Origin of the sequence: Vogesella urethralis (genome assembly GCF_007644045.2) — a bacterium.
In the GTDB taxonomy this organism is placed as follows: domain Bacteria; phylum Pseudomonadota; class Gammaproteobacteria; order Burkholderiales; family Chromobacteriaceae; genus Vogesella; species Vogesella urethralis.
This window is the reverse complement of sequence record NZ_VMDW02000087.1, coordinates 56,768-80,881: the sequence shown is the minus strand read 5'-3', so window position 1 is coordinate 80,881 and position 24,114 is coordinate 56,768. Positions and strand designations below refer to the sequence as shown.

Sequence of the window (24,114 nt, the reverse complement as noted above, 5' to 3'; positions counted from 1 at the left end):
TCACAGCCAGGGGCCATATGGCCTGATGACTGCCCACGGTACGTTACGGGGCGCGGTGGTAAAAACCAAGCCCTCCGCGAGGGGAGGGCTTGGTACGCTGGCAGACGGGCAGCTTAGTGCTGGTGACCGTGTTCGCCGTGAACGTGCTGGTGGGCGATTTCTTCTTCGGTGGCAGCGCGCACGTCCAGTACCTTGATGGCAAAGCGCAGCGACTTGCCGCACAGCGGGTGGTTGCCGTCCAGCAGCACGGTCGGGCCCTTGATCTTGGTAACGAAGTAGTAACGCGGCTCGCCATCCGGGCCCATGCGGCGGATCTGGCCGCCTACCTTGATACCGGGCGGGAAGTCGGCCTTCGGCATGGTGGTAACCAGTGCTTCGTCGCGCTCGCCGAAAGCATCGGCGCTGGCCAGCTGCACCACGGTGTCAAAGCCGGCTTCCTGGCCTTCCAGGGCGGCTTCCAGCTTGGGGAACAGGTTGTCGTAATCGCCGTGCAGGTAGGACACCGGCTGTTTGCCGTCGTCGTATACATTGCCTTGGCTGTCGGTGACTTTCATGCGCACGGTAACGGCGCAGTTCTGGGTGATTTTCATGGTGGTTCCCCTAAAAAACGAGGCGGGAAGGGTGGCAGCTCTGCCGGAGCGTGTCAACCGGGGATAGCCGTGCGCTGCTTGCCGGAGTCGGCTGCCTGGGCTGCGGCTGGTGGCAACCCGCCGTGCGTGAGTTTGCCAAGGGGGCGGGGGACGGGCGTGCAGGAGAAGCGCCGGGTTGGCCGCAGTACAAAACAAAAAAGCCCTTGATTTCTCAAGGGCTTAGCTGTGTGTACTGGCGGAGAGGGAGGGATTCGAACCCTCGGTACGCTCGCACGTACGCCTGATTTCGAGTCAGGTACATTCGACCACTCTGCCACCTCTCCGACTCAGTAGGCTGCGAAGTATAGGTAGGCTTATTGCGGCTGTCAACAGCTGTGCATGCATTTTTTTATCAAGCCTGCCGACTGTGCGGTGGCTGCGGCATACTGCCAGTTCGATAGAGGCCGTACAGGCCCGCACAAGCAAAGGGACAGCAGCAGTGAAACTCTCCAGACGGCTGGATGCCATCGCCCCGTTTCAGGTGATGGCCATCCTGGAAAAAGCCCGTGCCTTGCAGGCCGCCGGGCATGACGTGATCCACCTTGAAATCGGCGAGCCGGATTTCGCCACGCCGCAGGCGATTGTGGATGCCGGCCGGGCCGCGTTGGCCGCCGGGCACACCTTCTATACAGCGGCGCAGGGCTTGCCGCAATTGCGCGAGGCGATTGCCGGGTATTACGCCAGCCAGTTTGGCGTGACGGTGGCGCCGCAGCGCATCATCGTAACCCCCGGTGCGTCCGGGGCCTTGCAGATTGCGCTGTCCTTGCTGGTGGACGAGGGCGATGGCGTGTTGATGGCAGACCCTACCTACCCGTGCAACCGCCATTTTGTCAGCCTGCTGGGCGGCCAGCCGCAGGCGGTGGCGGTGGATGCGGCCAGCCGCTTCCAGTTGCTGGCGGCCGATGCCGACGCGCACTGGCAGGCCAATACCGTGGCGGCGATGGTGGCGACGCCGGCCAACCCTACCGGCACCATGCTGACGGCGGACGAGGTGGCGGCGTTGGCCACCGTGTGCCGCACCCGCGGCGGGGCGCTGATTGTGGACGAGATTTACCAGGGCCTTTGCTACGGGCAAGCGCCGTTCAGCGCGCTGGCGCTGGCGGACGACGCCTTCGTGATCAACAGTTTCTCCAAGTATTTCCAGATGACCGGCTGGCGCCTGGGCTGGCTGGTGGTGCCGGATGCGTATGTGGAAGCGGCGTTGCGGCTGGCGCAGAACCTGTTTCTATGTGCGCCGGCGGCAGCGCAGTACGCGGCGTTGGCCGCATTCCAGCCAGCGGTGCTGGCCGAGCTGGAGGCGCGCCGCGCCGAGTTTGGCCGCCGCCGCGATTATCTGCTGCAGGCGCTGCCACAGCTGGGCTGGCGTGTGCCGGCGCAGCCGGACGGGGCATTTTATGTGTATGCCGACGTGTCAGCGGTGACCGACGATAGCTTTGCTTATTGTCAGCGCGTGCTGGACGAGGTGCAGGTGGCGATTACGCCGGGGGCGGATTTTGGTGCCCATCAGGCCGGTCGTTACGTGCGGGTGGCGTACACCACCGGGGTAGAACGCTTGGCAGAGGCGGTGGCGCGCATCGCTACCTTGCCGCGGCGTTAAGCCAGCCGCGCCAGCCAGTAGCCGGCCAGCACGGCTACGGCGGCGTGGCTCCAGGCCAGCCGCCGCAGCCGCTGCGCCAGGGCAGCGGGTGTGCGCCAGCTCAGCAGGAAGGGGCGGCCACCTGCCGGTTTTTGCAGATGGTGGCAGGGTGGGGTGGCGGCCAGCTCGCGGTGCTGGCGGTGGATGCTGTGTGCGGCGGCCTGGCGTGCGGCTTCCCATTCGTCGGCGTCCAGCGCGCCGTTGCCATCGCGGTCGAAGCGTTGCAGCAGCGCGGCCTGATCGGCTTTCCAGTCGTTCAACAGCAGTTGCAGGTCGTCACGCCAGGCCTGGCGGTCGGGTGCGCCGGCCAGGGTAACCAGGCTGCCCAGTGCGTACAGCGGGTCGCCGTCGGCCAGCCAGCTTTCGCGGTAGTGGTATTGCGCGTCCTGCCACTGGCGGTGGTGCCGGGTTTCCACCAGCGCGCCGGCGGGTTCGATCACCAGTTGGCCGCGCGCGTCTGCCAGCAGGAACGCACTGTCGCTGACCAGGTGCTGGCGGCTGCGGATATGGCCGTGGCGGTCGTCGCGTGGTTGGCGGCTGGCGTGGTACCACACGCAGCGCATCTGGCCGTAGGGGGTGAGCAAAGGTTGGCCGCCGCAGGCGCGGGCCTGGCCGTGGTACTCGCCGTAACCTTGTACCGGGCTATGGCAGCGGCCGGTGGGGGTGTCGGCCACGAAACGGTAGCGACGGTGCTGGCGCCACCATTGCCACAGTGCCAGCGCAGCGACGGCAAGCGGCACGGCTGGCGGCCAGGTATCGGCGCTCGCCAGCCACAGTGGCCAGGCGGGCAGATACAGCAGCAGGCCGGCCCAGCCTGTGGCCAGGCGGCTAGCGCTGGAAAAGGGCGCCGATATCCACATCGCGCTTGTCGCTGTCGGCAAAACGCAGCGGCTTGGCCGGGCGGAAGCTGAACAGGCTGGCGACGATCACGTCGGGAAACTGCTCGATGCGCACGTTGTTCAGGTTCACGGCTTCGTTATACAGTTCGCGCCGGTCGGCGATGCCGTCTTCCAGCTGGGTGATGCGCTGCGCCAGGTGGCTGAACTGGGCGTCGGCTTGCAGTTCGGGGTAGGCTTCTGCTACAGCAAAAATCTGGCCGGTCAGGCTACGCAGCTGGCCTTCCAGTTCGCCGATGCGGCCAACGTTGGCGCTGCGCGCCGCTTCCGACAGCATGGCGCGGGCTTCCATCACCCGCGTCAGGGTGTCTTGTTCAAATTGGCTGTAGTGGCGACAGACGTCTACCAGCTTGGGCAGCTCGTCGTGGCGCTGTTTCAGCAGAACGTCGATATTGGCCCAGCAGCGGGTGACCTCGTGCTTCAGCCGCACCAGGCTGTTGTAGAGCATTACCCCGTAGAAAAACAGGACGGCCAGCGCGGCCATGAACAGAAACATCGGCATTGCTTTCCCTTTCGCAAGCGGGCGGCGGCGTGGGCCGCGCCGGCTCATCGTGGCGGCGGGGCGGGGGGATGTCAAGAAAGGCAACCATGCAGACATTGAACATTATCGGCGCCGGTCGCCTGGGGCAAACGCTGGGCTGGCTGGCGCAGCAGGCCGGCTATGGCATTGGCAGCGTGCTGTGCCGCAGTGTGGCGGCTGCCGAGGCAGCGTGCGCCTTTATCGGGGGCGGCAAGCCGCATACCGCCTTGCATCAGGTGGCGCCGGCGGCGCTGACCTTGCTGGCGGTGCCGGATGGTGACATCGCCAGTGTGGCAACGGCTCTGGCCAAGGTTGGCCGCTTGCAGCCGGGGCAGGTGGTGTTTCACGCCAGTGGTGCCGGCGAAGCGGCGTTGCTGGCCCCGCTTGCCGCGCAGGGGCTGTACTGTGCCAGCTTGCACCCGGCGTTCTCGTTTGCCGACCCGGCGCGGTCGGTACAGGCTTTTGCCGGTACCCGCTGCGCGCTGGAGGGCGATACGCGGGCGTTTGCCCCGTTGCAGGCGTTGGCACGCGCCATTGGCGGCCAACCTTTCCTGTTGGCGCCGGGCGGCAAGGCGGCCTACCACGCGGCGCTGGCGGTGGCGTCCAATTATCTGGTGACCGTGCACCAGCTGGCGCTGCAGCTGTCTGCCACGGCAGGCATGGTGCCCGAGCAGGCACAGGCGGTAATTGGCGACTTGATGCAGAAAACGTTGGCCAACAGTCTGGCGTTGGGGCCGGCAGCGGCACTGACCGGGCCGATTGTGCGCGGCGATGCGGGTACCCTGGTACGACACCGTGCGGTAATGACGGCGGCGGAAGATGCCTTGTACTGCGCGCTGGGCGAAGCGACGCTGGTGCTGGCGGCGGGGCGGCTGGATGACGAGCGGCAGGCTGCGGTAGCTCGCGCTTTGCGCCAGCCGGCCGCATGAGGCCGGGCGTCAGCCCAGCTCGACGCGGTTGCGGCCGCCTTGCTTGGCGCTGTAGAGCGCCTGGTCGGCGCGGTGATAGGCACTTTGTACGGTGTCATCTGGCAACAAGCGGGTGATGCCGCCGGAAAACTGGTAGCGGAACGCTACCTGCTCGCCAATGTGACGCGGCAGTTGCAGGCTGGCCAGCAGGTTGCCCAGCACCAGGCTGGCTTGCGGCAGCGCTGTATCCGGCAGGATCAGCATGAACTCTTCGCCGCCCAGGCGGCCAACCCCGTCGCTGCGCCGCAGCTGGCCTTGCAGGTGACGGGCGAAGTCCACCAGTACCAGGTCGCCGAACGGGTGGCCGTAGTGGTCGTTGACGTGTTTGAAGTGGTCGATATCCACGATGGCGATGCAGTGCTGGCCGGTTTTGGGTAGCAGAGCCTCCAGCAGGGCCAGGATATGGCGGCGATTGCTCAGGCCTGTGAGCGCATCGGTGCTGGCTGCGCGTAGTGCCTGATCGCGTGCCGCGCGCAGGCTGCGTCCGCGGGTGGCCAACTGGCTGATATCCACGGCAGTGCACAGCATCCAGCCGGTCTCGTCCACCGTTTCGGTCATCAGTAGCCAGCGCCCGTCGTGCAGGTCGGTTTCCAGTATGCGGTAAGCCTGCTTGCCGCGCCGGCTCAGCGCCGAGCTCAGCCAGTTGTCGAAATTGTCGGTCTGGATGACGGTGCCGGTGCCGTTGGCATAGTTGTCGCGCATCAGCTGTACCCAGCTGGGGTAACTGTTCTTGGCCAGGTGATAGGTGCGGCGAAAGGCCGGGTTGGCGTAACGCAGCGTATCGCTGCTATCGAACAACGCCACCAGCAGCTCGCTGTGCTGGTACAGCTGCTGCAGTTTGGGCAGAAGATGGCGGTGCAGGGTGTCGGGCATGGCGGGCAGGCAGATGCAAACCGGTTATACAATCGTTTCATCATAGCTTGCCTGCGGTCTGCTTGTGCCACCGTGCAGCGTCTGGCGTGCTGCACGGTGGTGTGTGCTCAGGCGTGAATAACGAAGATGGCCGGGCGCTTGTGAAAGTCCGGCGCTTCGCGCGGCCAGTCTTTTACCAGACGGCTGACGATGGTTTGCGTCGGTGCGGTCAGGTCTGCCGCTACGCACAGGCGGGTGCTGCCGGCCAGTGTTTCGCGCAGCTGTTGCAGCAGCGCGTTGTTGCGGTACGGCGTTTCGATGAACAGCTGCGTTTCGTTGTTTTGCTTCGAGCGCAGCTCCAGTGCCTTGATGGCCTTGGCACGCTCGGCGGCATCCACCGGCAGGTAACCGTGGAAGGCAAAGCACTGGCCGTTGGCGCCACTGGCCATCATCGCCAGCAGGATGGACGACGGGCCGATCAGCGGCTCGACGCGGTAGCCTTTTTCGTGGGCCAGCGCCACCAGCTGGGCGCCGGGGTCGGCGACCGCCGGGCAGCCGGCTTCGGATACCAGGCCCAGGTCTTGCCCTGCGGCCAACGGTGCCAGCAGCGCGGCCACGTCGGCCGGCTTGGTGTGCTCGTTTAGTGTGTGCATCACCAGTTCACGGATGGGTGTAGTGACGCCCAGCTGCTTCAGGTGTTTGCGCGCGGTTTTTTCGGCTTCCACCACAAAGTGGGTGAGGTGGGTGACGCGGGCGCGTTCGCCTTCCGGCAGCCACGGCGTGTCGCCATCGCCCAGCGGGGTGGGGATCAGGTACAGGGTGCCGGCCATTACAGAATCTCCACGCCTTCGTTTTGCAACATGGTCACCAGCGCGAACAGCGGTACACCGATCAGCGAGTTGGGGTCGTCGGCCTCCACTTTTTGCATCAGCGCACCACCCAGGGTTTCGCTCTTGGCACTGCCGGCGCAGTGCAGTGCATCCGGCTCGCGGCTGAGGTAGTTGCGGATCTGCTGCTCGGTGAGGGTGCGCAGTGTCACCTTGGTGATGCCGACATCTTCTTGCAGCTGGCCGCTGCGGCTGTTGTACAGCGCCAACGCTGAGTGGAACACTACGGTGCGGCCGCTCATCCATTGCAGCATCTTCACGCCGTTTTCAAAGCTGCCGGGCTTGCCGATCTGGCGGCCGTCCAGCAGGGCCACCTGGTCGCCGCCGATGATCAGCGCGTCCGGGTATTGGCTAGCCAGCGACATGGCCTTGGTGCGTGCCAGACGCACGGCGGTTTGCAGCGCGGTTTCGTCCGGCAGCGGCGTTTCGTCGCACACGGGGGCGGCAGTAATGAGGGGCAGGCCCAGGCGCGCCACGATGTCGCGGCGGTAGGGCGAGGTAGAAGCAAGCACAATCTGCATGGTGGGTACGCCAGATGGGGCGGCGGCCGGGCGCATTCGCAACGGCTGCCGGCAGTGGGTTGCGGGTTAAGTCCTGATTGCTTTGACAAAATAGTGGTGGCGATTATATCATCTGGTGTTTATGTCTAACCCGATTTTGATTGATCCGCTCGCGTTTGCCCGCGACGGTGCTTCGCTGGAAGGCGAGCGCACCATTGCGGCAATGGATGTACGCGTGCACGAGGTGCTGGCTACCACGGCCGGCGCAGCCCGTTACACCGTAAGTGGTTTTACTGACCGCTTGCGGCGTCCGTCGTTGCGTTACCGCGTGGAAGCCGATGTCGAGGTGAATTGTCAGCGTTGTCTGGCGGCCATGCCGCAGACGCTGGTGAGCGAAGGGGTGATCACGCTGTTTGTCAGCGAAGAGAAGCTCGAAGCCGCCGTAGACGCCGACGACGAACTGGACGCCATCTTGGCCGAAGAAACATTCGACGTGACCGCGCTGATCGAAGACGAAATCATTATGGGCTTGCCGCTGTCGGCGAAACACGACGATTGCGGTACGGAGCATCTAGAGCGCGCCAAGGCTGACAAGCCGAACCCTTTTGCGGTACTGGCAACGCTTAAGAAATCCGGGTCCTGAACTTTTACTTGTATTTCTTAGGAGTCGACCATGGCTGTTCAACAGAACAAAAAGTCCCCGTCCAAACGTGGCATGCACCGCGCACACGATTTTCTGACCGCTCCGTCGCTCGCTAAAGAGCCGACCACCGGTGAAACCCACCTGCGTCACCACATCAGCCCGAACGGCTTCTACCGTGGCCGCCAGGTTGTGAAGGCCAAGGGCGAGTAATTCGCTCCCGCTTCATCCTTACCTTCATAACTACAGGTAGGTAGACTACCGTTTCACGTTGATGACTATCACCGTAGCGGTCGATGCAATGGGCGGTGACGTTGGCCTCAAGGTCACCGTCCCGGCATCTATCCGTTTCCTCCAAGACATTCCCGACATTGCTCTGATTCTGGTAGGCGACAGTGCGGCCATCGAAGCCGAACTGAGCGACCTTCCCGCGTCTTTGCGCTCGCGCGTGCGCGTTCATCATGCAACCGAAGTGGTTGGCATGGACGAATCGCCGCAGCTGGCGTTGAAGAACAAGAAAGACTCGTCAATGCGGGTGGCGATTAACCTCGTCAAAGAAGGTCAAGCCCAGGCTGCCGTTTCCGCCGGTAACACCGGTGCGCTGATGGCCACTGCCAAGTTTGTTCTTAAAACCATCCCCGGTATCGACCGTCCGGCCATCGCCAAGATGATGCCAGGCATCAAGGGCAGCACCTGCGTGCTGGACTTGGGCGCTAACGTCGAATGCTCGCCAGAGCAGCTGGTGCAATTCGGCATCATGGGTTCCGAACTGGCTTCCAGTCTGACGCACAAGCCCAACCCGACGGTGGGCCTGCTGAACATCGGCTCGGAAGATATCAAGGGTACAGATTCCATCAAGCGCGCAGCCGAGCTGCTGCGCGAGTCCGGTCTCAATTTTCACGGTAACGTCGAAGGCAACGACATCTTCAAATCGACAGTGGATGTGGTAGTCTGCGACGGTTTTACCGGCAACGTTGCGCTGAAAGCATCCGAGGGGCTGGCGCACATGATTGCTACCTTCCTGCGCGAAGAGTTTGCCAGCACGTGGTGGACCAAGCTGTGCGCCCTGGCGGCCATGCCGGTGCTCAAGCGGTTCAAGGCCCGTGTTGATCCCCGTAACTACAACGGCGCCAGTTTTCTGGGCCTGCGGGGGATTGTGGTGAAAAGCCACGGCGGCACCGACGCGCTGGGATTCCGTATTGCATTGGAGCAGGCTTGCGAGGAAGTCCGCGCCAATGTGATTGGTCACATCGCAGACCGGGTCGCTTCCCAACTACAACATCTCAAGCGTTCCGAGTCTGAAGCTTAAAGTTAGCTCATGACCTATTCACGCATTCTCGGTACCGGCAGCTATCTGCCGGACACCATCATGACGAATGCGATGCTGGCCGAGCGCATCGAAACCAGTGACGAGTGGATTGTCTCTCGCACTGGCATTCGTGCGCGCCACATCGCAGCAGATAATCAGAAAACCAGCGATCTGGCCTACCTCGCCGCGCAGCGCGCGCTGGAAAGCGCCGGCTTGCAAGCCAGCGATATCGACCTGATCATCCTGGCCACCACCACGCCCGATATGGTATTCCCCAGTACCGCCAGCATCCTGCAGGAAAAGCTGGGCATTCCGGGCGTGCCCGCGTTTGACGTGCAGGCCGTTTGCGCCGGCTTCGTGTACGCGCTGGCTACCGCCAACGGTTACATCAAGAGCGGCATGGCCAAAAACGTGCTGGTGGTGGGCGCCGAAGTGATGAGCCGCCTGCTGGACTGGGATGATCGCCGCACCTGCGTGCTGTTTGGCGATGGCGCCGGCGCCGTGGTGGTGGGCGCCAGCGACGAGCCGGGCATCCTGCACGCCAAGTTGGCCGCAGACGGCCGCTACCGCGACATCCTGAAGACCGAAGCGCAAATCATCGACGGCGAGGTGGAAGGTACGCCTTACCTGCACATGGATGGCCCGGCGGTGTTCAAATTTGCGGTGAAGGCGCTCTCCGACATTGCGGAGAAAACCCTGGCCGAGGCCGGCGTGCCGCAAGACAGCGTGGACTGGCTGGTGCCGCACCAGGCCAATATCCGCATCATCGAAGCCACCGCCAAGCACCTGCAACTGTCGATGGACAAAGTCATCGTCACCTTGCCGGAGCAGGGCAATACCTCGGCGGCGTCCATTCCGCTGGCGTTCGATCATGCCGTGCGCCAGGGCAAGATCCAGCGCGGCCAGACCGTGCTGATGGAAGGTATTGGCGGCGGTTTTGCCTGGGGCGCGCTGCTGCTGCGCTTCTGATCGAGGCCGGCTGCCTGGCGTGATCGCCGGGCAGCCGTGTTGCGCTTCATCAATGAATGTCGGCAAAGCACGGCGAACGTCGGTGATCATACGAGCGTTTGAGTGTTTTCTTTGCATTAATTGCGCCAAGCAGTCATCATTCCCCCCGTTTCAAAAGGAGACCCCAAAATGGCGTTTGCCTTTCTCTTTCCCGGTCAGGGCTCGCAAAGCCTCAACATGATGGACGGCTTTGCCGACCTGCCGGTGGTTAAACAGACATTCGACGAAGCCTCGGCCGCCCTGGGTGAAGACCTGTGGGCCATGCTGCAGGCCGACAGCGCCGACGCGATCAACGCTACCGTCAACACCCAGCCGCTGATGCTGGCCGCCGGTGTGGCCACCTACCGCGCCTGGCTGGCGCAAGGTGGCGCGGTACCGGCTGCCGTGGCAGGCCACAGCCTGGGCGAATACAGCGCCCTGGTGGCTGCCGGTAGCCTGGACTTTGCCGACGCCATCCGCCTGGTGCGCCTGCGTGCGCAGGCGATGCAGGAAGCGGTACCGGCCGGCGAAGGCGCCATGGCTGCCATCCTGAACCTGTCCGACGACGACATTCGTGCCGCGTGTGCCGACGCCGCGCAAGGCGAGGTGGTGGAGCCGGTCAACTTCAACTCGCCGGGCCAGGTGGTGATTGCCGGTAGCAAGGCTGCTGTAGAACGCGCGATGGCCCTGTGCAAGGAGCGTGGCGCCAAGCGTGCGCTGCCGCTGCCGGTGTCGGTGCCCTCGCACTGCACGCTGATGAAGCCGGCCGCCGAGCGTCTGGCCGCAGCGCTGGCCAGTGTAGAGATCAAGGCCCCGCAGATCCCGGTGCTGCATAACGCCGACGTGGCCAGCTACAGCGATGCGGCACAGATCCGCGACGCGCTGACCCGTCAGCTGTACTGCCCGGTGCGCTGGACCGAAACCATCCAGAAACTGGCTGCCGACGGTATCGTGCTGATGGCCGAGTGCGGCCCGGGCAAGGTGCTGGCTGGCCTCGCCAAGCGCATTGACGGCAACGTCAACTGCCACGCGCTGACCGACGCCGCCAAGCTGGACGCGGCCCGCGCCGAACTGGCGTAACGATCAAAGCTGGTTGGCCGCATGCGGCCAACTGCAGGAGAGAAACATGAGCTTGCAAGGTAAAGTAGCGCTGGTCACTGGCGCGTCCCGTGGCATTGGTGCTGCCATTGCCGATACCCTGGCCGCCGCCGGCGCCAAGGTGATCGGTACTGCCACGTCTGAATCCGGCGCTGCCGCCATTGGCGAACGCCTGGCGCAGTGGGGCGGTGTGGGCATGGTGCTGAACGTGGGTGAAGACGGTGCCATCGACGCGCTGATCGACGCCATCGCCAAGGAGCACGGCGACGTGGCCATCCTGGTGAACAACGCCGGCATCACCCGTGACGGCCTGCTGATGCGCATGAAGGACGACGACTGGGACGCCATCATGGACACCAACCTGAAGTCGGTGTTCAAGGCCTCCAAAGCCGTGCTGCGCGCCATGATGAAGGCCCGCAGCGGCCGCATCATCAACATCGCTTCCGTGGTGGGCGCGATGGGTAACGCCGGCCAGACCAACTACGCAGCGGCCAAGGCCGGCATCATGGGCTTTACCAAGTCCATGGCGCGCGAAGTAGGCAGCCGCGGCATTACCGTGAACTGCGTGGCACCGGGCTTCATCGATACCGACATGACCCGCGCGCTGCCGCAAGAGCAGCGTGACGCGCTGGTTGGCCAGATTGCCCTGGGCCGTCTGGGCGACGCGCAAGACATCGCCGACGCCGTGCTGTTCCTGGCGTCCGACAAGGCTTCCTACATCACCGGCCAGACACTGCACGTGAATGGCGGTATGCTGATGCCGTGATGACAAGGCCGGCCTTCGGGTTGGCCGCATTGGTGCCGGATGCAACATTTCCGGCGCCATAAAACGTAACAAAGGGCCTGCCGGCAAGGTAATTCGGCAAGAATCGCCGGCTCAGGTAGGCTACACCGGTTTTTTTTTGTAGAATGGCGGGGTTTTGTTATCCCGAGCACAGAAAGGTAAAGGGTTTAAACAAATGGAAAACATCGAAGCGCGCGTTAAGAAGATCGTTGCCGAACAACTGGGCGTGAACGAAGCCGAAGTCAAAATCGACTCCTCCTTCGTGGACGATCTGGGCGCTGACTCTCTGGACACCGTCGAGCTGGTAATGGCACTGGAAGAAGAATTCGAGTGCGAGATCCCGGACGAAGAGGCCGAGAAAATCACCACCGTTAAGCAGGCTGTTGACTACGTAACAGCTCACCTGAACAAGTAATCCTTTCCGGGATTGCCTGGACCTCTGCTGGTGGCATTTGCTCGCCCGCAGGGGTCTTTTTGCTGTAGTGGCCCTGAAACGCGCGTTTGATTCAATGCATTTGAATCCACCGCAAACCGCTCCGGTTTGAGCGCATTCAGGACTATCGGGAGCCCGCTCCCTTTTTTCACGGAGATACCCTGTGTCGAAACGCAGAGTAGTAGTGACCGGCCTTGGACACGTGTCCCCGGTTGGCAACGATGTCAGCACTGCCTGGGCCAATCTGGTGGCCGGCAAGAGTGGCATCGGCACCATTACCAGCTTTGATGCGAGCGACATCGCCTGCCAGGTGGCTGGTGAAGTCAAGGATTTTGACATCAGCCAGTACATTTCGCCCAAGGATGCGCGTCGCATGGACAAGTTCATCCACTTCGGTATCGCCGCCGCGCTGCAAGCCGTGGCCGACGCCGGTCTGGACGACGTGGCTGACCTGGACAAGACCCGTGTGGGCGTGAATATCGGTTCCGGTATCGGCGGTCTGCCGCTGATCGAGGAAACCGGCGTGGCCCGCCACGAAGGCGGCATCCGCAAGATCGGCCCGTTCTTCATTCCGGGTTCGCTGATCAACATGATTTCCGGTCACGTATCCATCCTGAAGGGCTACCAGGGCCCCAGCTATGCGATCGTGTCTGCTTGCACCACCGGCGCGCACTGCATCGGTGACGCTGCCCGCATCATCCAGTACGGCGACGCCGACGTGATGGTGGCAGGCGGTGCCGAAAGCACCATCTGCAGCCTGGCAGTTGGCGGCTTTGCTGCCATGAAGGCGCTGTCCACCCGCAACGATGACCCGGCTACCGCCTCCCGTCCGTGGGACAAGGGCCGCGACGGTTTCGTGATGGGCGAGGGCGCCGGTGTGATCGTGCTGGAAGAGTACGAACACGCCGTGAAGCGCGGTGCCAAGATTTACGCCGAGCTGGCCGGTTTCGGCATGAGCTCCGACGCGCACCACATTACCGCACCTAACGCCGACGGCCCGGCCCGCGGCGTGCTGAACGCGCTGCGCGACGCCGGCCTGAACGCCGACCAGGTGCAGTACGTGAACGCGCACGGCACCTCCACCCCGCTGGGTGACGCCAACGAAACCAACGCGCTGAAGATTGCCTTCGGCGACCACGCCAAGAAACTGGTGGTGAACTCCACCAAGTCGATGACCGGCCACCTGCTGGGCGGCGCCGGCGGCGTAGAAGCCATCTACTCCATTCTGGCCGTGCACAACCAGGTTTCCCCGCCCACCATCAACCTGCACGAGCAGGACATCGAAGGTGGTTGCGACCTGGACTACTGCGCCAACACCGCGCGCGACCTGAAGATCGACGTGGCGATCTCCAACTCGTTCGGCTTTGGCGGTACCAACGGTACCCTGGTGTTCAAGCGCGTGTAAAAGCGACACCTCGCTCAGGCGACGTTGACACCCGAGACCGCTGCGATAAACTCGCGCGGTCTTTTTCTTTTGCGGCTGCCGTCATGGCGGCGCCCACCACCCATGCATTACGAACTGCTCGCTTCCACCCCCGACCTGCTGGCCTTGCACGCCGCCGATCGCGCCCGTTTCCCTTACCTGATGCAGTCGTCCGGCGATATCGGCTGGGACATCCTGATGGCCCTGCCCGGCCAGCGCCACGTTTACGGCGAAGGCGAGGGCGCGGCGTTCCTGCAGGCGGTACGTGCGCTGCCGCGCGAGGCGGCGGTGGCCAACCCGCACGGCCTGCCGTTCAGTGGCGGCTGGTTTGTCTACCTGGGCTACGACCTGTTGTCCGAGTTTGAACCCAGCGTGCCGGCCGCTATCCCGGACAGCTTTCCGTTGGCCGCGCTGTGCCGCATTCCGGCCGCCATCCAGCTGGAACGCGCCAGCGGCCGCTGCTGGCTGATGGCGGAAACCGCTGGCCAACTGGCCGAGCTGAAAGCCGCGCTGCAAACAGTGCCTGCGTTTGCGGCCAACCCGGTACAGCTGCAGGCGCTGGAAGAAGACCCGCCGCACTGGTACACCGACGCCGTGGTGCGGCTGAAGGATTACATCTACGAAGGCGACGTGTTCCAGGTGAACATCTCGCGCGGCTGGCGTGCCACGCTGCACGACAGCGTACGCCCGGTAGACCTGTTTGCCGCGCTGCGCCGTGCCAACCCGGCGCCGTTCTCGGCGCTGGCCGACCTGGGCGATGCCTACATCGTCAGCTCGTCGCCGGAGCGCTTGGTGCGCGTGCACGACGGCTGGGTGGATACCCGCCCGATTGCCGGCACCCACCCGCGCTCGCCCGACGCCGCCGAAGACGCCGCGCTGAAGCAGCGCCTGATCAGCAGCATCAAGGAACGCGCCGAGCACGTGATGCTGATCGACCTCGAACGCAACGACCTGGGCCGCATCTGCCAGCCCGGTAGCGTGGAGGTGAACGAGCTGATGGCGGTGGCCAGCTACGCCTACGTGCACCATATCGAATCCAACGTGCGCGGCCGCATCCGTGACGGCGTGGATACCGTAGAAGTATTCCGTGCGCTGTTCCCCGGCGGCACCATTACCGGCTGCCCCAAGGTGCGCACCATGCAGATCATCCGCGAGCTGGAAAACAGCGCCCGCCGTGCCTACACCGGCAGCCTGGGCTACCTCAACCGCGACGGCACGCTGGACGTGAACATCCTGATCCGTACCTTCATGCAGCAAGGCCAGCAGCTGCGCTTCCGCGCCGGCGGCGGCATCGTGGCCGACTCCGACCCGGAACGCGAACTGCAGGAAACCCGCCACAAGGCCCGTGGCCTGCTGCGCGCGCTGGGCGTCGAGCAAGCCTGACCCCGCCACGGCAAGGAGCGCCGATGCATACCTTTACCGCTGTCGATCCCGCCCACCCGCAGGCCGTCGCCATGCAGGCCGCGCTGTCTGACACCTTGGCCGCGCTCACCGGCAACAGCGGGCAAGCCTCGTTTGACGCCGACGACGTCCGTGGCGACGGCGCGGTGTTCTTGCTGGCCTGCAATGGCGACGGGGTGGCGCAAGGTTGCGGTGCCTTGCGCCCGCTGCAGCCCGGCGTGGCCGAGCTGAAGCGCATGTACGCCGCACCCGGCAGCCTGGGCCTGGGCGCCGCGTTGCTGGCGGCGCTGGAGCAGCACGCGCAGCGGCTGGGCTACCGCGCCGTGTGGCTTTCCACCCGCCGCGTCAACCAGCGCGCGGTGCAGTTCTATCTGGGCCACGGCTACCGCGAGATCTCGCCTTATGGCCACTATGTTGGCCGCAGCGAATCCATTTGCCTCGCCAAGGACTTGCCATGCTGATCAACGGCGTGAAGGCCGAGCTGCTGCCGGCCACCGATCGCGGCCTCGCCTACGGCGACGGCCTGTACCGTACGCTGGAGGTGGTGGCGGGCCAGCCGCGCTTGTGGCGCTGGCAGTGGCAACGCTTGACCGCAGACTGCGCTGCGCTGCGCCTGCCGTGCCCGGACCAGGCGCTGTTGCTGGCCGAAATCGCCACCGTTTGCGCCGGTTTGCCGCGTGCGGTGGCCAAGGTGGTGCTGACGCGGGGCAGCGGCCAGCGTGGCTACGCCATACCCGCGCAGGTGCAGCCCACCCGCATCGTCAGCGCTGCCACCTGGGCCGGTTACCCGCCGGAGCGGGCCCAGCACGGCATTGTGGTGCGCTGGTGCGATACCCGGCTGGGCCTGCAGCCGCGCCTGGCCGGCATCAAGCACCTGAACCGGCTGGAAAACGTGCTGGCGCGCAGCGAGTGGGACGACCCTGCCATCGCCGAAGGGCTGATGCTGGACAGCGACGGCACGGTGGTGGAGGGCACCATGAGCAACCTGTTCTGGGTGCGCGACGGCCAACTGTACACGCCAAAGCTGGACCGCTGCGGCGTGTCCGGTGCCCAGCGCGCCTGCATCATCGATACTGCCCGCCAGCTGGGCATCGATGTTACCGAGCAGCGTTTGCAGCCGGCCGAGCTGCTGGCGGCCGACGAGGCCTTTGTCTGCAACAGCTTGGCCGGCATCTGGCCGCTGCGCCAGCTCGATGGCCACACCTGGCAGGCGTGGCCGCTTACCGCCCGCCTGCAGCAGGCGCTGCCAGCGGGCTGATGAGCGACCGGCTATCAGCCTGTTGCCCTCCTAGGCCAGCTGAAAGCGCGCCACCATCTGCTGCATGCTGTCGGCCAGCTCGCTGAGCTGGCTGGAGGTGGTGGCCAGCTCTTCCACGGTGGCGCTGTTTTCCTCGGCCATTTGCGCCACCTGTTCCATGCTGCGTGCCAGCAGCTGGCTGGCGTCGCGCTGCTCGCCCAGCGCCTCGCTGATGGCGGCTACCGAACTGCCGGCTTCGCGGCTGTACTGCCGTGCCGCTTCGATGGTGTGGCCGGTATCGTGGGTGGCCTCGTCGGCCTGCGCCATTTGTTGCTCGCTGCTGCCCATCTGGTGTTCCACGTCGTTTACGCCCTGACGGATGCGGCCGATCATGCCGGTGATGTCGCCGGTGGCGGTGGCGGTGCGCTCGGCCAGCTTGCGTACTTCGTCGGCCACCACGGCAAAGCCGCGGCCGGCTTCACCGGCGCGGGCGGCTTCGATGCTGGCGTTCAAGGCCAGCAGGTTGGTCTGGTCGGCCACCTCGCGGATGACGGTGACGATGCGGTCGATTTCCTGCACCTCGCGCGTCAGTTCGCCCAGTGCGCTGGCGATCTGCTGCACGCTGCGGCCAACCTGGCGCACCAGCTGTTGCGATGCCTGTACGGCGGCAGCGCCTTGTTCGGCCTGTTCACCCGCCTGCTGCGACTGGCGGGCGGCGTCGCCGGCGTTATCCGAAACATGATTGATGCTGACGGTAAGCTCCTCCAGCGTGGCGCTGGCTTCGCTGGTGGCTTCGGCCTGGCGTTGCACGCTCACGGCCACTTGTTCCGACATGCCGGACAGCTCGTGCGAGGCGTCGCTGACGGCAAACGACGACTGCCGGATGCTGCCCAGGGTGTCGGCCAGTTGTTGCCGCATGCGATCGGTGGCGTGCGCCAGTTGCAGGGTTTCGTCACGGTTGGCCGCCGGCAGCGGTTTGGCCCGTGGTCGCAGGTCGCCGGCGGCGATGCGCTGGGTTTCCCGTACGATGCTGCCGAGGTGGCCGGATAATTTGCCGGCAAACAGCCAGCCGATCAGCGTGCCCAGCGCCAGCGCCAAGGCGCCCAGTGTCAGTTGCGTCCACTCTGCGTCGTGGTAGCTGCTGATGGCTTCTTGCTCCGCCCGTGTCATCTCGTTGCGCTGCAGGGCGATGAACTGCTTCAGCGCCACGACCAGAGCTTCGGTTTGCGGGTCCAGCCGGCTTTGCAGCCATTGGCCGGCAGAGGCATCCTGGCTGGCCAGCAGGCGGTCGAACTGTTGCTGGCTGTCATGTGTGGCTTGCAGCAGGGTTTGCAGCTGCTGCAATTGCTGTTTGCCGGCTTCCTGATGTTCCAGCTGCTGCAGCTTGTTCAAGCTGGCCAGGCTTTGCTGGCGGTGCTGCTGCATCTGCTGCTGTAGCGCCGCGCTTTCCTGCAGGTGGCGGCGATGGGCTAGCAATGCGTTGTCCATGCTCAGTTGCATCAGCTCGGCCGACAGCACCATTTCCGGGCTGAGGTCTTCTACGATCTCTTCCAGATCGTGTTCGATCACATTGAGCTTTTGCATGACCAACGCGGCCATCACGGCCATCAGCAACAGAATGACGCCGAATGCGGCAAGCAGTTTTTGTCGAATGGTAAATTGTTGGTACATGGCTCACCTCCCTGTATCAGGCTAGGTGGCCAAGCTATTGTTTGCAATGTGGTTATTGAACAGCCGCTTTTTTTAAATTTCTGTGAAACATTCGGCGTGCCGCGCCACACCGTGCCAGCAGGCCTCGGCTGCTACGGCGCGGGCCAGTGCCGCTGTCAGGGCTGCCGGGTCGGCCACCGGCTCGTAGATCTCCATCCAGGTGTGTGCATCGTCGCGACGTTGCAATAATCTGCCCTTTATCTGCATTTCTGCTTCGATTTGCGCCATGATTTTTCTGGCGGATTGCTCAAAAGACAGAAAATTGCCGTCAATGCGGTAATAGATGTACAGCGAAGCAGACATGATGCACCTCTTGGTCAAGCGGGAATGCGGTTATGATAACGGCTCTGACACACAGCAATGGGCAACAGCATGCAGGCGGGTGAGGGCAGATTGACCCTGGTAGTGATAGGCGTGGGCCTGATTGGCGGCTCGTTTGCGCTGGCCTTGCGCCGCGCCGGCCGGGTGGCGAAAGTGATCGGGGTAGGGCGCTCTGCGGCCAACCTGCAGCGTGCCATCGAGCTGGGGGTGATCGACGAAGCCAGCCACAGCGCCGCAGAAGCGGTGCGCGCCGCCGACGTGGTGCTGGTCGCCACGCCGGTGGGGCAGATGGGGCGCGTGTTTGCCGACATCGCGCCGCACCTGCCGCCGCACTGTGTGGTAACCGACGGCGGCAGTACCAAGAGCGACGTGGTGGCGCTGATGCGCGCCCACCTGCCGGCGCACCTGGCCGGCTGCGTGCCGGCGCACCCGATTGCCGGCTCCGACCTGTCCGGTGCCGCCGCCGCGCAGTACGGCCTGTACGACAACCGCCGCATCGTGGTGACGCCGCTGCCGGAAACCCGCCCCGCCGCTGCCGTGCTGGTGCGCGAGTTGTGGCAGGCTTGTGGTGCCCGTGTCTACGAGATGAGCGCCGCCGAGCACGACGCGGTGTTTGCCACCGTCAGCCACCTGCCGCACCTGCTGGCCTTTGCCTACGTGGATACCATCGTCGCCAAGGCCGACGCGGCGCGCTGCTTCGATTTTGCCGCCACCGGCTTTCGCGACTTTACCCGCATTGCCGGCAGCCACCCCGAGATGTGGCGTGACATCGCGCTGGCCAACCGCGACGCGCTGCTGGTGGAACTGGACGCGTTCCAGGCTACGTTGGCCGCACTGCGGCAGGAACTGGTGGCCGGCGACGCGGAAGCGATGACCACCCGCTTCGAGCGCGCCCGCGAAGCCCGCCAGCAATGGCAACAACACTTCAACCGGGGCAACGCATGACCATCTGGGTAGACGCCGACGCGTGCCCGGCCGTGATCAAGGACATCCTGTTCCGCGCCGCCGACCGCACCGCCACACCGACGGTGCTGGTGGCCAACCAGCTACTGCGTGTGCCGCCGTCGCCGCATATCCGTGCCGTGCAGGTGCCGGCCGGTTTCGACGTGGCCGACAACCACATCGCACAGCAGGCGCAGCCGGGCGATATCGTGGTGACCGCCGACATCCCGCTGGCGGCGCAGGTGGTGGCCAAAGGCGCGTTGGCGCTGAACCCGCGCGGCGAGCTGTACAGCGACGCCACCATCCGCGAGGCGCTGGCGCTGCGCAATTTCATGACCGAGCTGCGCGACAGCGGCGTACAGACCGGTGGCCCGGCCGCCTTCAGCCAGCGCGACCGCCAGGCGTTTGGCGCCCAGCTGGACAAGCTGCTGCAACGGTTGGCCGCAAGCCGTCGTTAAGCAGCAAGCGCTTACGCCGAGGTGTCGGGCTGCTGTTGCGTTGCAGCGCGGATCACCCCCACCTTGTCTGCCGGCTGCCAGCCCGCCGGTTTCAGGATCTTGCCGTCGGCGCGGCGCAGTACTTGCCCGTCCACGCACTTGGCCAGGTTGGCCGCATGGATGGCGTCGAACATCGCCTGCAGCGGCAAGCCCTGCGACAGCAGCAGCCCGCATAACACGTTCAGCACGTCTACCCCCTCCGCCGTCAGCTCGGCTTGCAACTGCTGCTGCGTGGCGGCGTCGGCCTGCGGCATGGCCTGGTAGTCGGCCAGCGCGGTCTGGAACTCCTGCCATTCCTCTTGCAGCATGGTCTGCCACATCGCCAATGCTTGCGGCTGGAAGCTGGGGGCATCGGGGGCGGCCATGTCGAAGCGCTGCATGAAGTCGCGGCGCACGGCAAACGGGTTATTCATCATCTTGTGCCTTGTTGTTTTATTGGTGGCATATTTTGTGTTTTTGATGGCTTACTGGCAAGGCGTAGCGCATGAAAAAACCGCTGCGGCGAAGCAGCGGTTTTGGGGCGGCGGTTGGGGCGGCCTCAGCCTGCGGCCAACTTGCCCAGTACCTCGAAATAATCGGGGAAGGTCTTGGCCACGCATTTCGGGTCGTTGATCACCACCGGGGTGCCCAGCAGCGCCACCAGCGAGAAGCACATCGCCATGCGGTGGTCGTCGTAGGTGTCGATTTCGGCGTTGGCAGTCAGCTGCGCCGGCGGCGTCACGCTGATGCTGTCCTGCGTTTCCACCACGCTGGCGCCTACTTTGCGCAGCTCGGTGGCCATCGCCGCCAGGCGGTCGGTTTCCTTCACGCGCCAGCTTTCCACGTTGCGGATGGTGGTGGTGCCGTTGGCGGCCAGCGCGGCCACGGCGATGGTCATCGCCGCATCCGGAATGTGGTTGAGGTCTACGTCGATGGCCTGCAGGCCGCCGGCCGGGGCGCGGGCTTCGATCCAGTTATCGCCCAGGGTGATCTCTGCCCCCATCAGCGCCAGCGCGTCGGCAAACTTCACATCGCCCTGGATGCTGCTGCGGCCAACCCCTTCCACCCGCACCGGGCCACCGGCCAGCGCGCCAGCCGCCAGGAAGTAGGACGCGCTGGAGGCGTCGCCTTCCACGTGAATGTCGCCGGGGCTGGTGTAACGTTGGCCGCGCGCGATGGTAAAGCGCTGCCAGCCGTCGCGTTGCACCTGCACGCCAAAGCGCGCCATCAGGTTCAGCGTGATCTCGATGTACGGTTTGGAGATCAGCTCGCCCACCACCTCGATGGTGACGTCTTCACCGGTGAGCGGCAGTGCCATCAGCAGCGCAGTCAGGAACTGGCTGGAGACATTGCCTTTTACCGGAATGACCTGGCCGGCGTTCAGGCTGGCCGGCTTGATCTGCAGCGGCGGGTAGCCGTCGTTGCCCAGGTAGTCGATATCGGCACCGGCCACGCGCAGCGCGTCCACCAGGTCGCCGATCGGGCGTTCGTGCATGCGCGGTACGCCATGCAGGTGGTAGCGGCCCTGCATCAGCGCCAGCGCGGCGGTGAGCGGGCGGAAGGCGGTGCCGGCATTACCCAGGAACAGGTCGGCGTCTTTCACGCTGAACGCGCCGCCGGTGCCGTGCACCAGGAAGTCGCGGCTGTTGCCTTGCTGCTCGACGCGCACACCCAGGGTGGCCAGTGCTTCCAGCATGCGGCGGATGTCGTCGGAGTCCAGCAGGTCGCGCACCAGGGTGCTGCCGTCGGCCAGCGCGGCCAGCAGCAGGGTGCGGTTGGAAATGCTCTTGGAGCCGGGCAGCTTGATGCTGCCAGCCAGGCGCCCGATGGGCTGCAGGTGTAGTTGTTCCATGGTGTTCTGGTCTGTTTTGCTGCGGGGCTTGCGCCCCGTCGGATGATCTCGGCAACGACTGTACCCGTATTGTGCACCGCCACGCAAACGCCTCTTTTTGTACTGCTTGCGTTACAATCTGTCGTTTTGCTTCAAGGTGTTTGCCATGCCTACGCTCAAACCCGTCATTACCATCGACGGCCCTTCCGCCTCTGGCAAGGGCACGGTGGCTGCCCTGGTGGCACAGCAGCTTGGCCTGCATTATCTGGATTCCGGCGCGCTGTACCGCCTGACGGCGCTGTACGCGCTGCGCGAAGGCGTCAGCTGGGAAGACGAACAGGGCGTGGCCCGCTTGGCTGCGCAGTTGCCGGCGTCGTTCCACGACGGCAAGACCTGGCTGGGCGAGGCGGACGTCAGCGCCGCCATCCGCGCCGAAGATATCGGCATGGGGGCGTCCAAAGTCGCCGCGCTGCCGGCGGTACGCGCCGCGCTGCTGGCCCGCCAGCGCGATTTCCTGGTGCCGCCCGGCCTGGTAGCCGATGGCCGCGACATGGGGTCGGTGGTGTTTCCGCGCGCCGAACTGAAGGTGTTCCTGACGGCTTCTGCTGCCGTGCGCGCAGAACGCCGCTATAAGCAGTTGATCGCAAAAGGGGAATCTGCTAATCTCGTTCAGATTCAGCAGGACATTTCCGATCGTGACGCGCGCGACGCGGCACGGGCGGTTGCCCCGCTAAGACAAGAGCCGGATGCCCACTTGCTGGACACCTCGGACCTGACCATCGAACAAGCGGTGGCGCAGGTACTGTCGTGGTTCGACAAGACCCGTGGCACCGGCCATTAATTTTTTGTAAGCCGCCGTCTGTCATACCTTGCGCTGACGGCGTATGAAAAACCTAACCCCGCGTGACGCAAGGCATGCCTGAGAGTTACATCTGATGACTACCCTCGTTATGGATAGCTTCGCCGCCCTGTTCGAAGAGAGCCTGGCTCTGCAAGAAATGCGTGCTGGTGAAGTAATCACCGCTGAAGTCGTTGGCATCGATTCCAACTTCGTGACCGTTAACGCCGGCCTGAAGTCTGAATCCCTGATCCCGGTTGAAGAGTTCAAGAACGACAACGGCCAAGTTGAAGTTGCCATCGGCGATTTCGTTACTGTTGCGATCGACTCCCTGGAAAACGGCTTTGGCGAAACCAAGCTCTCCCGTGAAAAAGCCAAGCGTCTGGCTGCATGGGTTGACCTGGAAGAGGCTCTGGAAGCTGGCAAGATCCTGTCCGGCGTTATCAGCGGCAAAGTCAAAGGTGGCCTGACCGTTATGGTTAACGGCATCCGCGCTTTCCTGCCGGGTTCCCTGGTTGACGTACGTCCGGTGAAAGACACCACCCCGTACGAAGGCAAAGAAGTCGAGTTCAAGGTTATCAAGCTGGACCGCAAGCGCAACAACGTGGTTGTTTCCCGCCGTGCCGTGCTGGAAGAAACCCTGGGCGAAGAGCGCAAAGCGCTGCTGGAAACCCTGCGTGAAGGTGCCATCATCAAAGGTATCGTCAAGAACATCACCGACTACGGTGCGTTCGTTGACCTGGGCGGTATCGATGGCCTGCTGCACATCACCGACCTGGCATGGCGCCGCGTGAAGCACCCGTCCGAAGTTCTGGCCGTGGGCGACGAAGTGGAAGCCAAGGTACTGAAGTTCGACCAAGAGAAGAACCGCGTATCCCTGGGTCTGAAGCAACTGGGCGAAGATCCGTGGGTGGGCCTGTCCCGTCGTTACCCGTCCGGTACCCGTCTGTTCGGCAAGGTAACCAACCTGACCGACTACGGCGCGTTCGTTGAAATCGAACAAGGCATCGAAGGCCTGGTACACGTGTCCGAAATGGACTGGACCAACAAGAACGTACACCCGTCCAAGGTAGTTCAGGTTGGCGACGAAGTTGAAGTGATGATCCTGGAAATCGACGAAGACCGTCGTCGTATCAGCCTGGGCATGAAACAGTGCCAGGCTAACCCGTGGAACGAGTTCGCTGACAACTTCAAGAAAGGCGACAAACTGAAAGGCGCGATCAAGTCGATCACCGATTTCGGCGTGTTCGTTGGTCTGCCGGGCGGCATCGATGGCCTGGTACACCTGTCCGACCTGTCCTGGAACGAAGCTGGCGAAGAAGCCGTACGCAAGTTCAAGAAGGGTGACGAGGTTGAAGCCGTTGTTCTGTCCATCGACGTGGAAAAAGAACGCATCTCCCTGGGCATCAAGCAACTGGAAGGTGATCCGTTCAACAACTACGTTGCCATGAACGACAAAGGCGCCCTGGTTAAAGGTACCGTTAAGTCTGTTGACGCCAAGGGCGCTGTTGTAGCCCTGGACGCCGACGTTGAAGGCTACCTGCGTGCTTCCGAACTGTCCCGCGACCGCGTTGAAGACGCTCGCTCGGTACTGAAGGATGGCGAAGAAGTGGAAGCCGTGATCATCGCTGTTGATCGCAAAGCCCGCTCCATCAGCCTGTCCATCAAGGCTAAGGACGTACAGGAAGAGAAAGCCGCAATGTCCGCTATCAGCGCTGGCGATGCCAACGTGTCCGCTGGTACCACCAGCCTGGGCGCGCTGCTGAAAGCTAAACTGTCCGGCGGCAACGAATAAG

At 64.0% G+C, this 24,114-nt stretch carries 27 protein-coding genes and 1 tRNA gene; 17 read left to right on the top strand and 11 right to left on the bottom strand.

Annotated features, from left to right (window positions below; translation table 11 throughout):
* Window positions 1-113: 113 nt before the first annotated feature.
* A complete protein-coding gene (locus tag FLQ03_RS09415; protein ID WP_144371173.1) occupies window positions 114-590 on the bottom strand; it encodes an FKBP-type peptidyl-prolyl cis-trans isomerase in 477 nt (158 codons plus the stop codon).
* Between the two features lie 233 nt (window positions 591-823).
* Window positions 824-913 (bottom strand) — tRNA-Ser (locus FLQ03_RS09410).
* Window positions 914-1,068: 155 nt separating this feature from the next.
* Between FLQ03_RS09410 and FLQ03_RS09405 the strand changes: the two genes are divergently transcribed.
* Window positions 1,069-2,226, top strand: a complete 1,158-nt coding sequence (locus tag FLQ03_RS09405) for a pyridoxal phosphate-dependent aminotransferase (RefSeq protein ID WP_144371172.1) — start codon at window positions 1,069-1,071, stop codon at window positions 2,224-2,226.
* On the opposite strand, the gene FLQ03_RS09400 is transcribed toward FLQ03_RS09405, so the two are convergent.
* The gene (locus tag FLQ03_RS09400) at window positions 2,223-3,125 is read right to left on the bottom strand and encodes a hypothetical protein (RefSeq protein WP_144371171.1); all 903 of its coding nucleotides are present in this window, start codon (window positions 3,123-3,125) and stop codon (window positions 2,223-2,225) included. The genes FLQ03_RS09405 and FLQ03_RS09400 overlap by 4 nt on opposite strands.
* Complete coding sequence (locus FLQ03_RS09395; RefSeq protein ID WP_240802246.1) at window positions 3,094-3,657, bottom strand: LemA family protein; 564 nt, start codon at window positions 3,655-3,657, stop codon at window positions 3,094-3,096. Before FLQ03_RS09395 ends, FLQ03_RS09400 begins: the two co-directional genes overlap by 32 nt.
* A gap of 92 nt (window positions 3,658-3,749) precedes the next feature.
* Here FLQ03_RS09395 and FLQ03_RS09390 point away from each other — a divergent pair, with 92 nt between their 5' ends.
* Window positions 3,750-4,610: a Rossmann-like and DUF2520 domain-containing protein gene (locus FLQ03_RS09390; RefSeq protein WP_144371169.1), complete on the top strand. Its 861-nt coding sequence runs from the start codon at window positions 3,750-3,752 to the stop codon at window positions 4,608-4,610.
* Between the two features lie 9 nt (window positions 4,611-4,619).
* On the opposite strand, the gene FLQ03_RS09385 is transcribed toward FLQ03_RS09390, so the two are convergent.
* The 3 genes from FLQ03_RS09385 to FLQ03_RS09375 all read right to left on the bottom strand — a co-directional run bounded on the left by FLQ03_RS09385 (window position 4,620) and on the right by FLQ03_RS09375 (window position 6,909).
* Window positions 4,620-5,522, bottom strand: a complete 903-nt coding sequence (locus FLQ03_RS09385) for a GGDEF domain-containing protein (protein WP_144371168.1) — start codon at window positions 5,520-5,522, stop codon at window positions 4,620-4,622.
* A 107-nt stretch (window positions 5,523-5,629) separates the two neighbouring features.
* Window positions 5,630-6,331, bottom strand: a complete 702-nt coding sequence (locus tag FLQ03_RS09380; protein WP_144371167.1) for an SAM-dependent methyltransferase — start codon at window positions 6,329-6,331, stop codon at window positions 5,630-5,632.
* Window positions 6,331-6,909 carry a Maf family protein gene (locus FLQ03_RS09375; RefSeq protein WP_144371166.1) on the bottom strand — a complete coding sequence of 193 codons (579 nt, stop codon included), beginning with the start codon at window positions 6,907-6,909 and terminating at the stop codon, window positions 6,331-6,333. Before FLQ03_RS09375 ends, FLQ03_RS09380 begins: the two co-directional genes overlap by 1 nt.
* 121 nt (window positions 6,910-7,030) lie before the next feature.
* On the opposite strand from FLQ03_RS09375, the gene FLQ03_RS09370 reads away from it, so the two are divergent.
* The 11 genes from FLQ03_RS09370 to pabC all read left to right on the top strand — a co-directional run bounded on the left by FLQ03_RS09370 (window position 7,031) and on the right by pabC (window position 16,221).
* Window positions 7,031-7,531: a YceD family protein gene (locus tag FLQ03_RS09370; protein WP_144371165.1), complete on the top strand. Its 501-nt coding sequence runs from the start codon at window positions 7,031-7,033 to the stop codon at window positions 7,529-7,531.
* Window positions 7,532-7,561: 30 nt separating this feature from the next.
* Window positions 7,562-7,741, top strand: coding sequence for a 50S ribosomal protein L32 (gene rpmF / locus FLQ03_RS09365; RefSeq protein ID WP_017509929.1), 180 nt, complete (start codon window positions 7,562-7,564; stop codon window positions 7,739-7,741).
* Window positions 7,742-7,802: 61 nt separating this feature from the next.
* Complete coding sequence (gene plsX, locus FLQ03_RS09360) at window positions 7,803-8,837, top strand: phosphate acyltransferase PlsX (RefSeq protein WP_144371164.1); 1,035 nt, start codon at window positions 7,803-7,805, stop codon at window positions 8,835-8,837.
* A gap of 9 nt (window positions 8,838-8,846) precedes the next feature.
* Window positions 8,847-9,806 (top strand): beta-ketoacyl-ACP synthase III, encoded by a 960-nt coding sequence (locus FLQ03_RS09355; protein ID WP_144371163.1) that lies wholly within the window; start codon window positions 8,847-8,849, stop codon window positions 9,804-9,806.
* A gap of 168 nt (window positions 9,807-9,974) precedes the next feature.
* Window positions 9,975-10,904 (top strand): ACP S-malonyltransferase, encoded by a 930-nt coding sequence (gene fabD, locus FLQ03_RS09350; protein ID WP_144371162.1) that lies wholly within the window; start codon window positions 9,975-9,977, stop codon window positions 10,902-10,904.
* A 46-nt stretch (window positions 10,905-10,950) separates the two neighbouring features.
* Window positions 10,951-11,688, top strand: a complete 738-nt coding sequence (gene fabG, locus FLQ03_RS09345; protein ID WP_144371161.1) for a 3-oxoacyl-ACP reductase FabG — start codon at window positions 10,951-10,953, stop codon at window positions 11,686-11,688.
* Window positions 11,689-11,881: 193 nt separating this feature from the next.
* A complete protein-coding gene (acpP, locus tag FLQ03_RS09340; protein WP_017509934.1) occupies window positions 11,882-12,121 on the top strand; it encodes an acyl carrier protein in 240 nt (79 codons plus the stop codon).
* Between the two features lie 181 nt (window positions 12,122-12,302).
* Window positions 12,303-13,544: a beta-ketoacyl-ACP synthase II gene (gene fabF / locus FLQ03_RS09335; RefSeq protein ID WP_144371160.1), complete on the top strand. Its 1,242-nt coding sequence runs from the start codon at window positions 12,303-12,305 to the stop codon at window positions 13,542-13,544.
* Window positions 13,545-13,646: 102 nt separating this feature from the next.
* Window positions 13,647-14,945 (top strand): aminodeoxychorismate synthase component I, encoded by a 1,299-nt coding sequence (locus tag FLQ03_RS09330; protein ID WP_144371159.1) that lies wholly within the window; start codon window positions 13,647-13,649, stop codon window positions 14,943-14,945.
* A 23-nt stretch (window positions 14,946-14,968) separates the two neighbouring features.
* Window positions 14,969-15,424: a GNAT family N-acetyltransferase gene (locus FLQ03_RS09325; protein WP_144371158.1), complete on the top strand. Its 456-nt coding sequence runs from the start codon at window positions 14,969-14,971 to the stop codon at window positions 15,422-15,424.
* On the top strand, window positions 15,418-16,221 hold the full coding sequence (pabC, locus tag FLQ03_RS09320) for an aminodeoxychorismate lyase (RefSeq protein ID WP_144371157.1): 804 nt from the start codon (window positions 15,418-15,420) through the stop codon (window positions 16,219-16,221). The genes FLQ03_RS09325 and pabC overlap by 7 nt, the downstream gene beginning before the upstream one ends.
* A gap of 30 nt (window positions 16,222-16,251) precedes the next feature.
* On the opposite strand, the gene FLQ03_RS09315 is transcribed toward pabC, so the two are convergent.
* Together FLQ03_RS09315 and FLQ03_RS09310 are read right to left on the bottom strand one after the other, a co-directional pair.
* Window positions 16,252-17,871: a methyl-accepting chemotaxis protein gene (locus tag FLQ03_RS09315; RefSeq protein WP_144371156.1), complete on the bottom strand. Its 1,620-nt coding sequence runs from the start codon at window positions 17,869-17,871 to the stop codon at window positions 16,252-16,254.
* Window positions 17,872-17,943: 72 nt separating this feature from the next.
* On the bottom strand, window positions 17,944-18,213 hold the full coding sequence (locus tag FLQ03_RS09310) for a DUF4936 family protein (RefSeq protein WP_144371155.1): 270 nt from the start codon (window positions 18,211-18,213) through the stop codon (window positions 17,944-17,946).
* A gap of 69 nt (window positions 18,214-18,282) precedes the next feature.
* Here FLQ03_RS09310 and FLQ03_RS09305 point away from each other — a divergent pair, with 69 nt between their 5' ends.
* Together FLQ03_RS09305 and FLQ03_RS09300 are read left to right on the top strand one after the other, a co-directional pair.
* Window positions 18,283-19,176, top strand: a complete 894-nt coding sequence (locus FLQ03_RS09305) for a prephenate dehydrogenase (protein WP_144371288.1) — start codon at window positions 18,283-18,285, stop codon at window positions 19,174-19,176.
* Window positions 19,173-19,631, top strand: a complete 459-nt coding sequence (locus tag FLQ03_RS09300) for a YaiI/YqxD family protein (RefSeq protein WP_144371154.1) — start codon at window positions 19,173-19,175, stop codon at window positions 19,629-19,631. Before FLQ03_RS09305 ends, FLQ03_RS09300 begins: the two co-directional genes overlap by 4 nt.
* A gap of 11 nt (window positions 19,632-19,642) precedes the next feature.
* Here FLQ03_RS09300 and FLQ03_RS09295 read toward each other — a convergent pair whose 3' ends face one another.
* A complete protein-coding gene (locus FLQ03_RS09295) occupies window positions 19,643-20,086 on the bottom strand; it encodes a nucleoside triphosphate pyrophosphohydrolase family protein (RefSeq protein ID WP_240802245.1) in 444 nt (147 codons plus the stop codon).
* Between the two features lie 122 nt (window positions 20,087-20,208).
* The gene (aroA, locus tag FLQ03_RS09290; RefSeq protein WP_144371153.1) at window positions 20,209-21,501 is read right to left on the bottom strand and encodes a 3-phosphoshikimate 1-carboxyvinyltransferase; all 1,293 of its coding nucleotides are present in this window, start codon (window positions 21,499-21,501) and stop codon (window positions 20,209-20,211) included.
* Between the two features lie 145 nt (window positions 21,502-21,646).
* Between aroA and cmk the strand changes: the two genes are divergently transcribed.
* Together cmk and rpsA are read left to right on the top strand one after the other, a co-directional pair.
* Window positions 21,647-22,321: a (d)CMP kinase gene (gene cmk / locus FLQ03_RS09285; RefSeq protein ID WP_144371152.1), complete on the top strand. Its 675-nt coding sequence runs from the start codon at window positions 21,647-21,649 to the stop codon at window positions 22,319-22,321.
* Window positions 22,322-22,430: 109 nt separating this feature from the next.
* Window positions 22,431-24,113: a 30S ribosomal protein S1 gene (gene rpsA / locus FLQ03_RS09280; RefSeq protein ID WP_144371286.1), complete on the top strand. Its 1,683-nt coding sequence runs from the start codon at window positions 22,431-22,433 to the stop codon at window positions 24,111-24,113.
* Window position 24,114 lies beyond the last annotated feature (1 nt).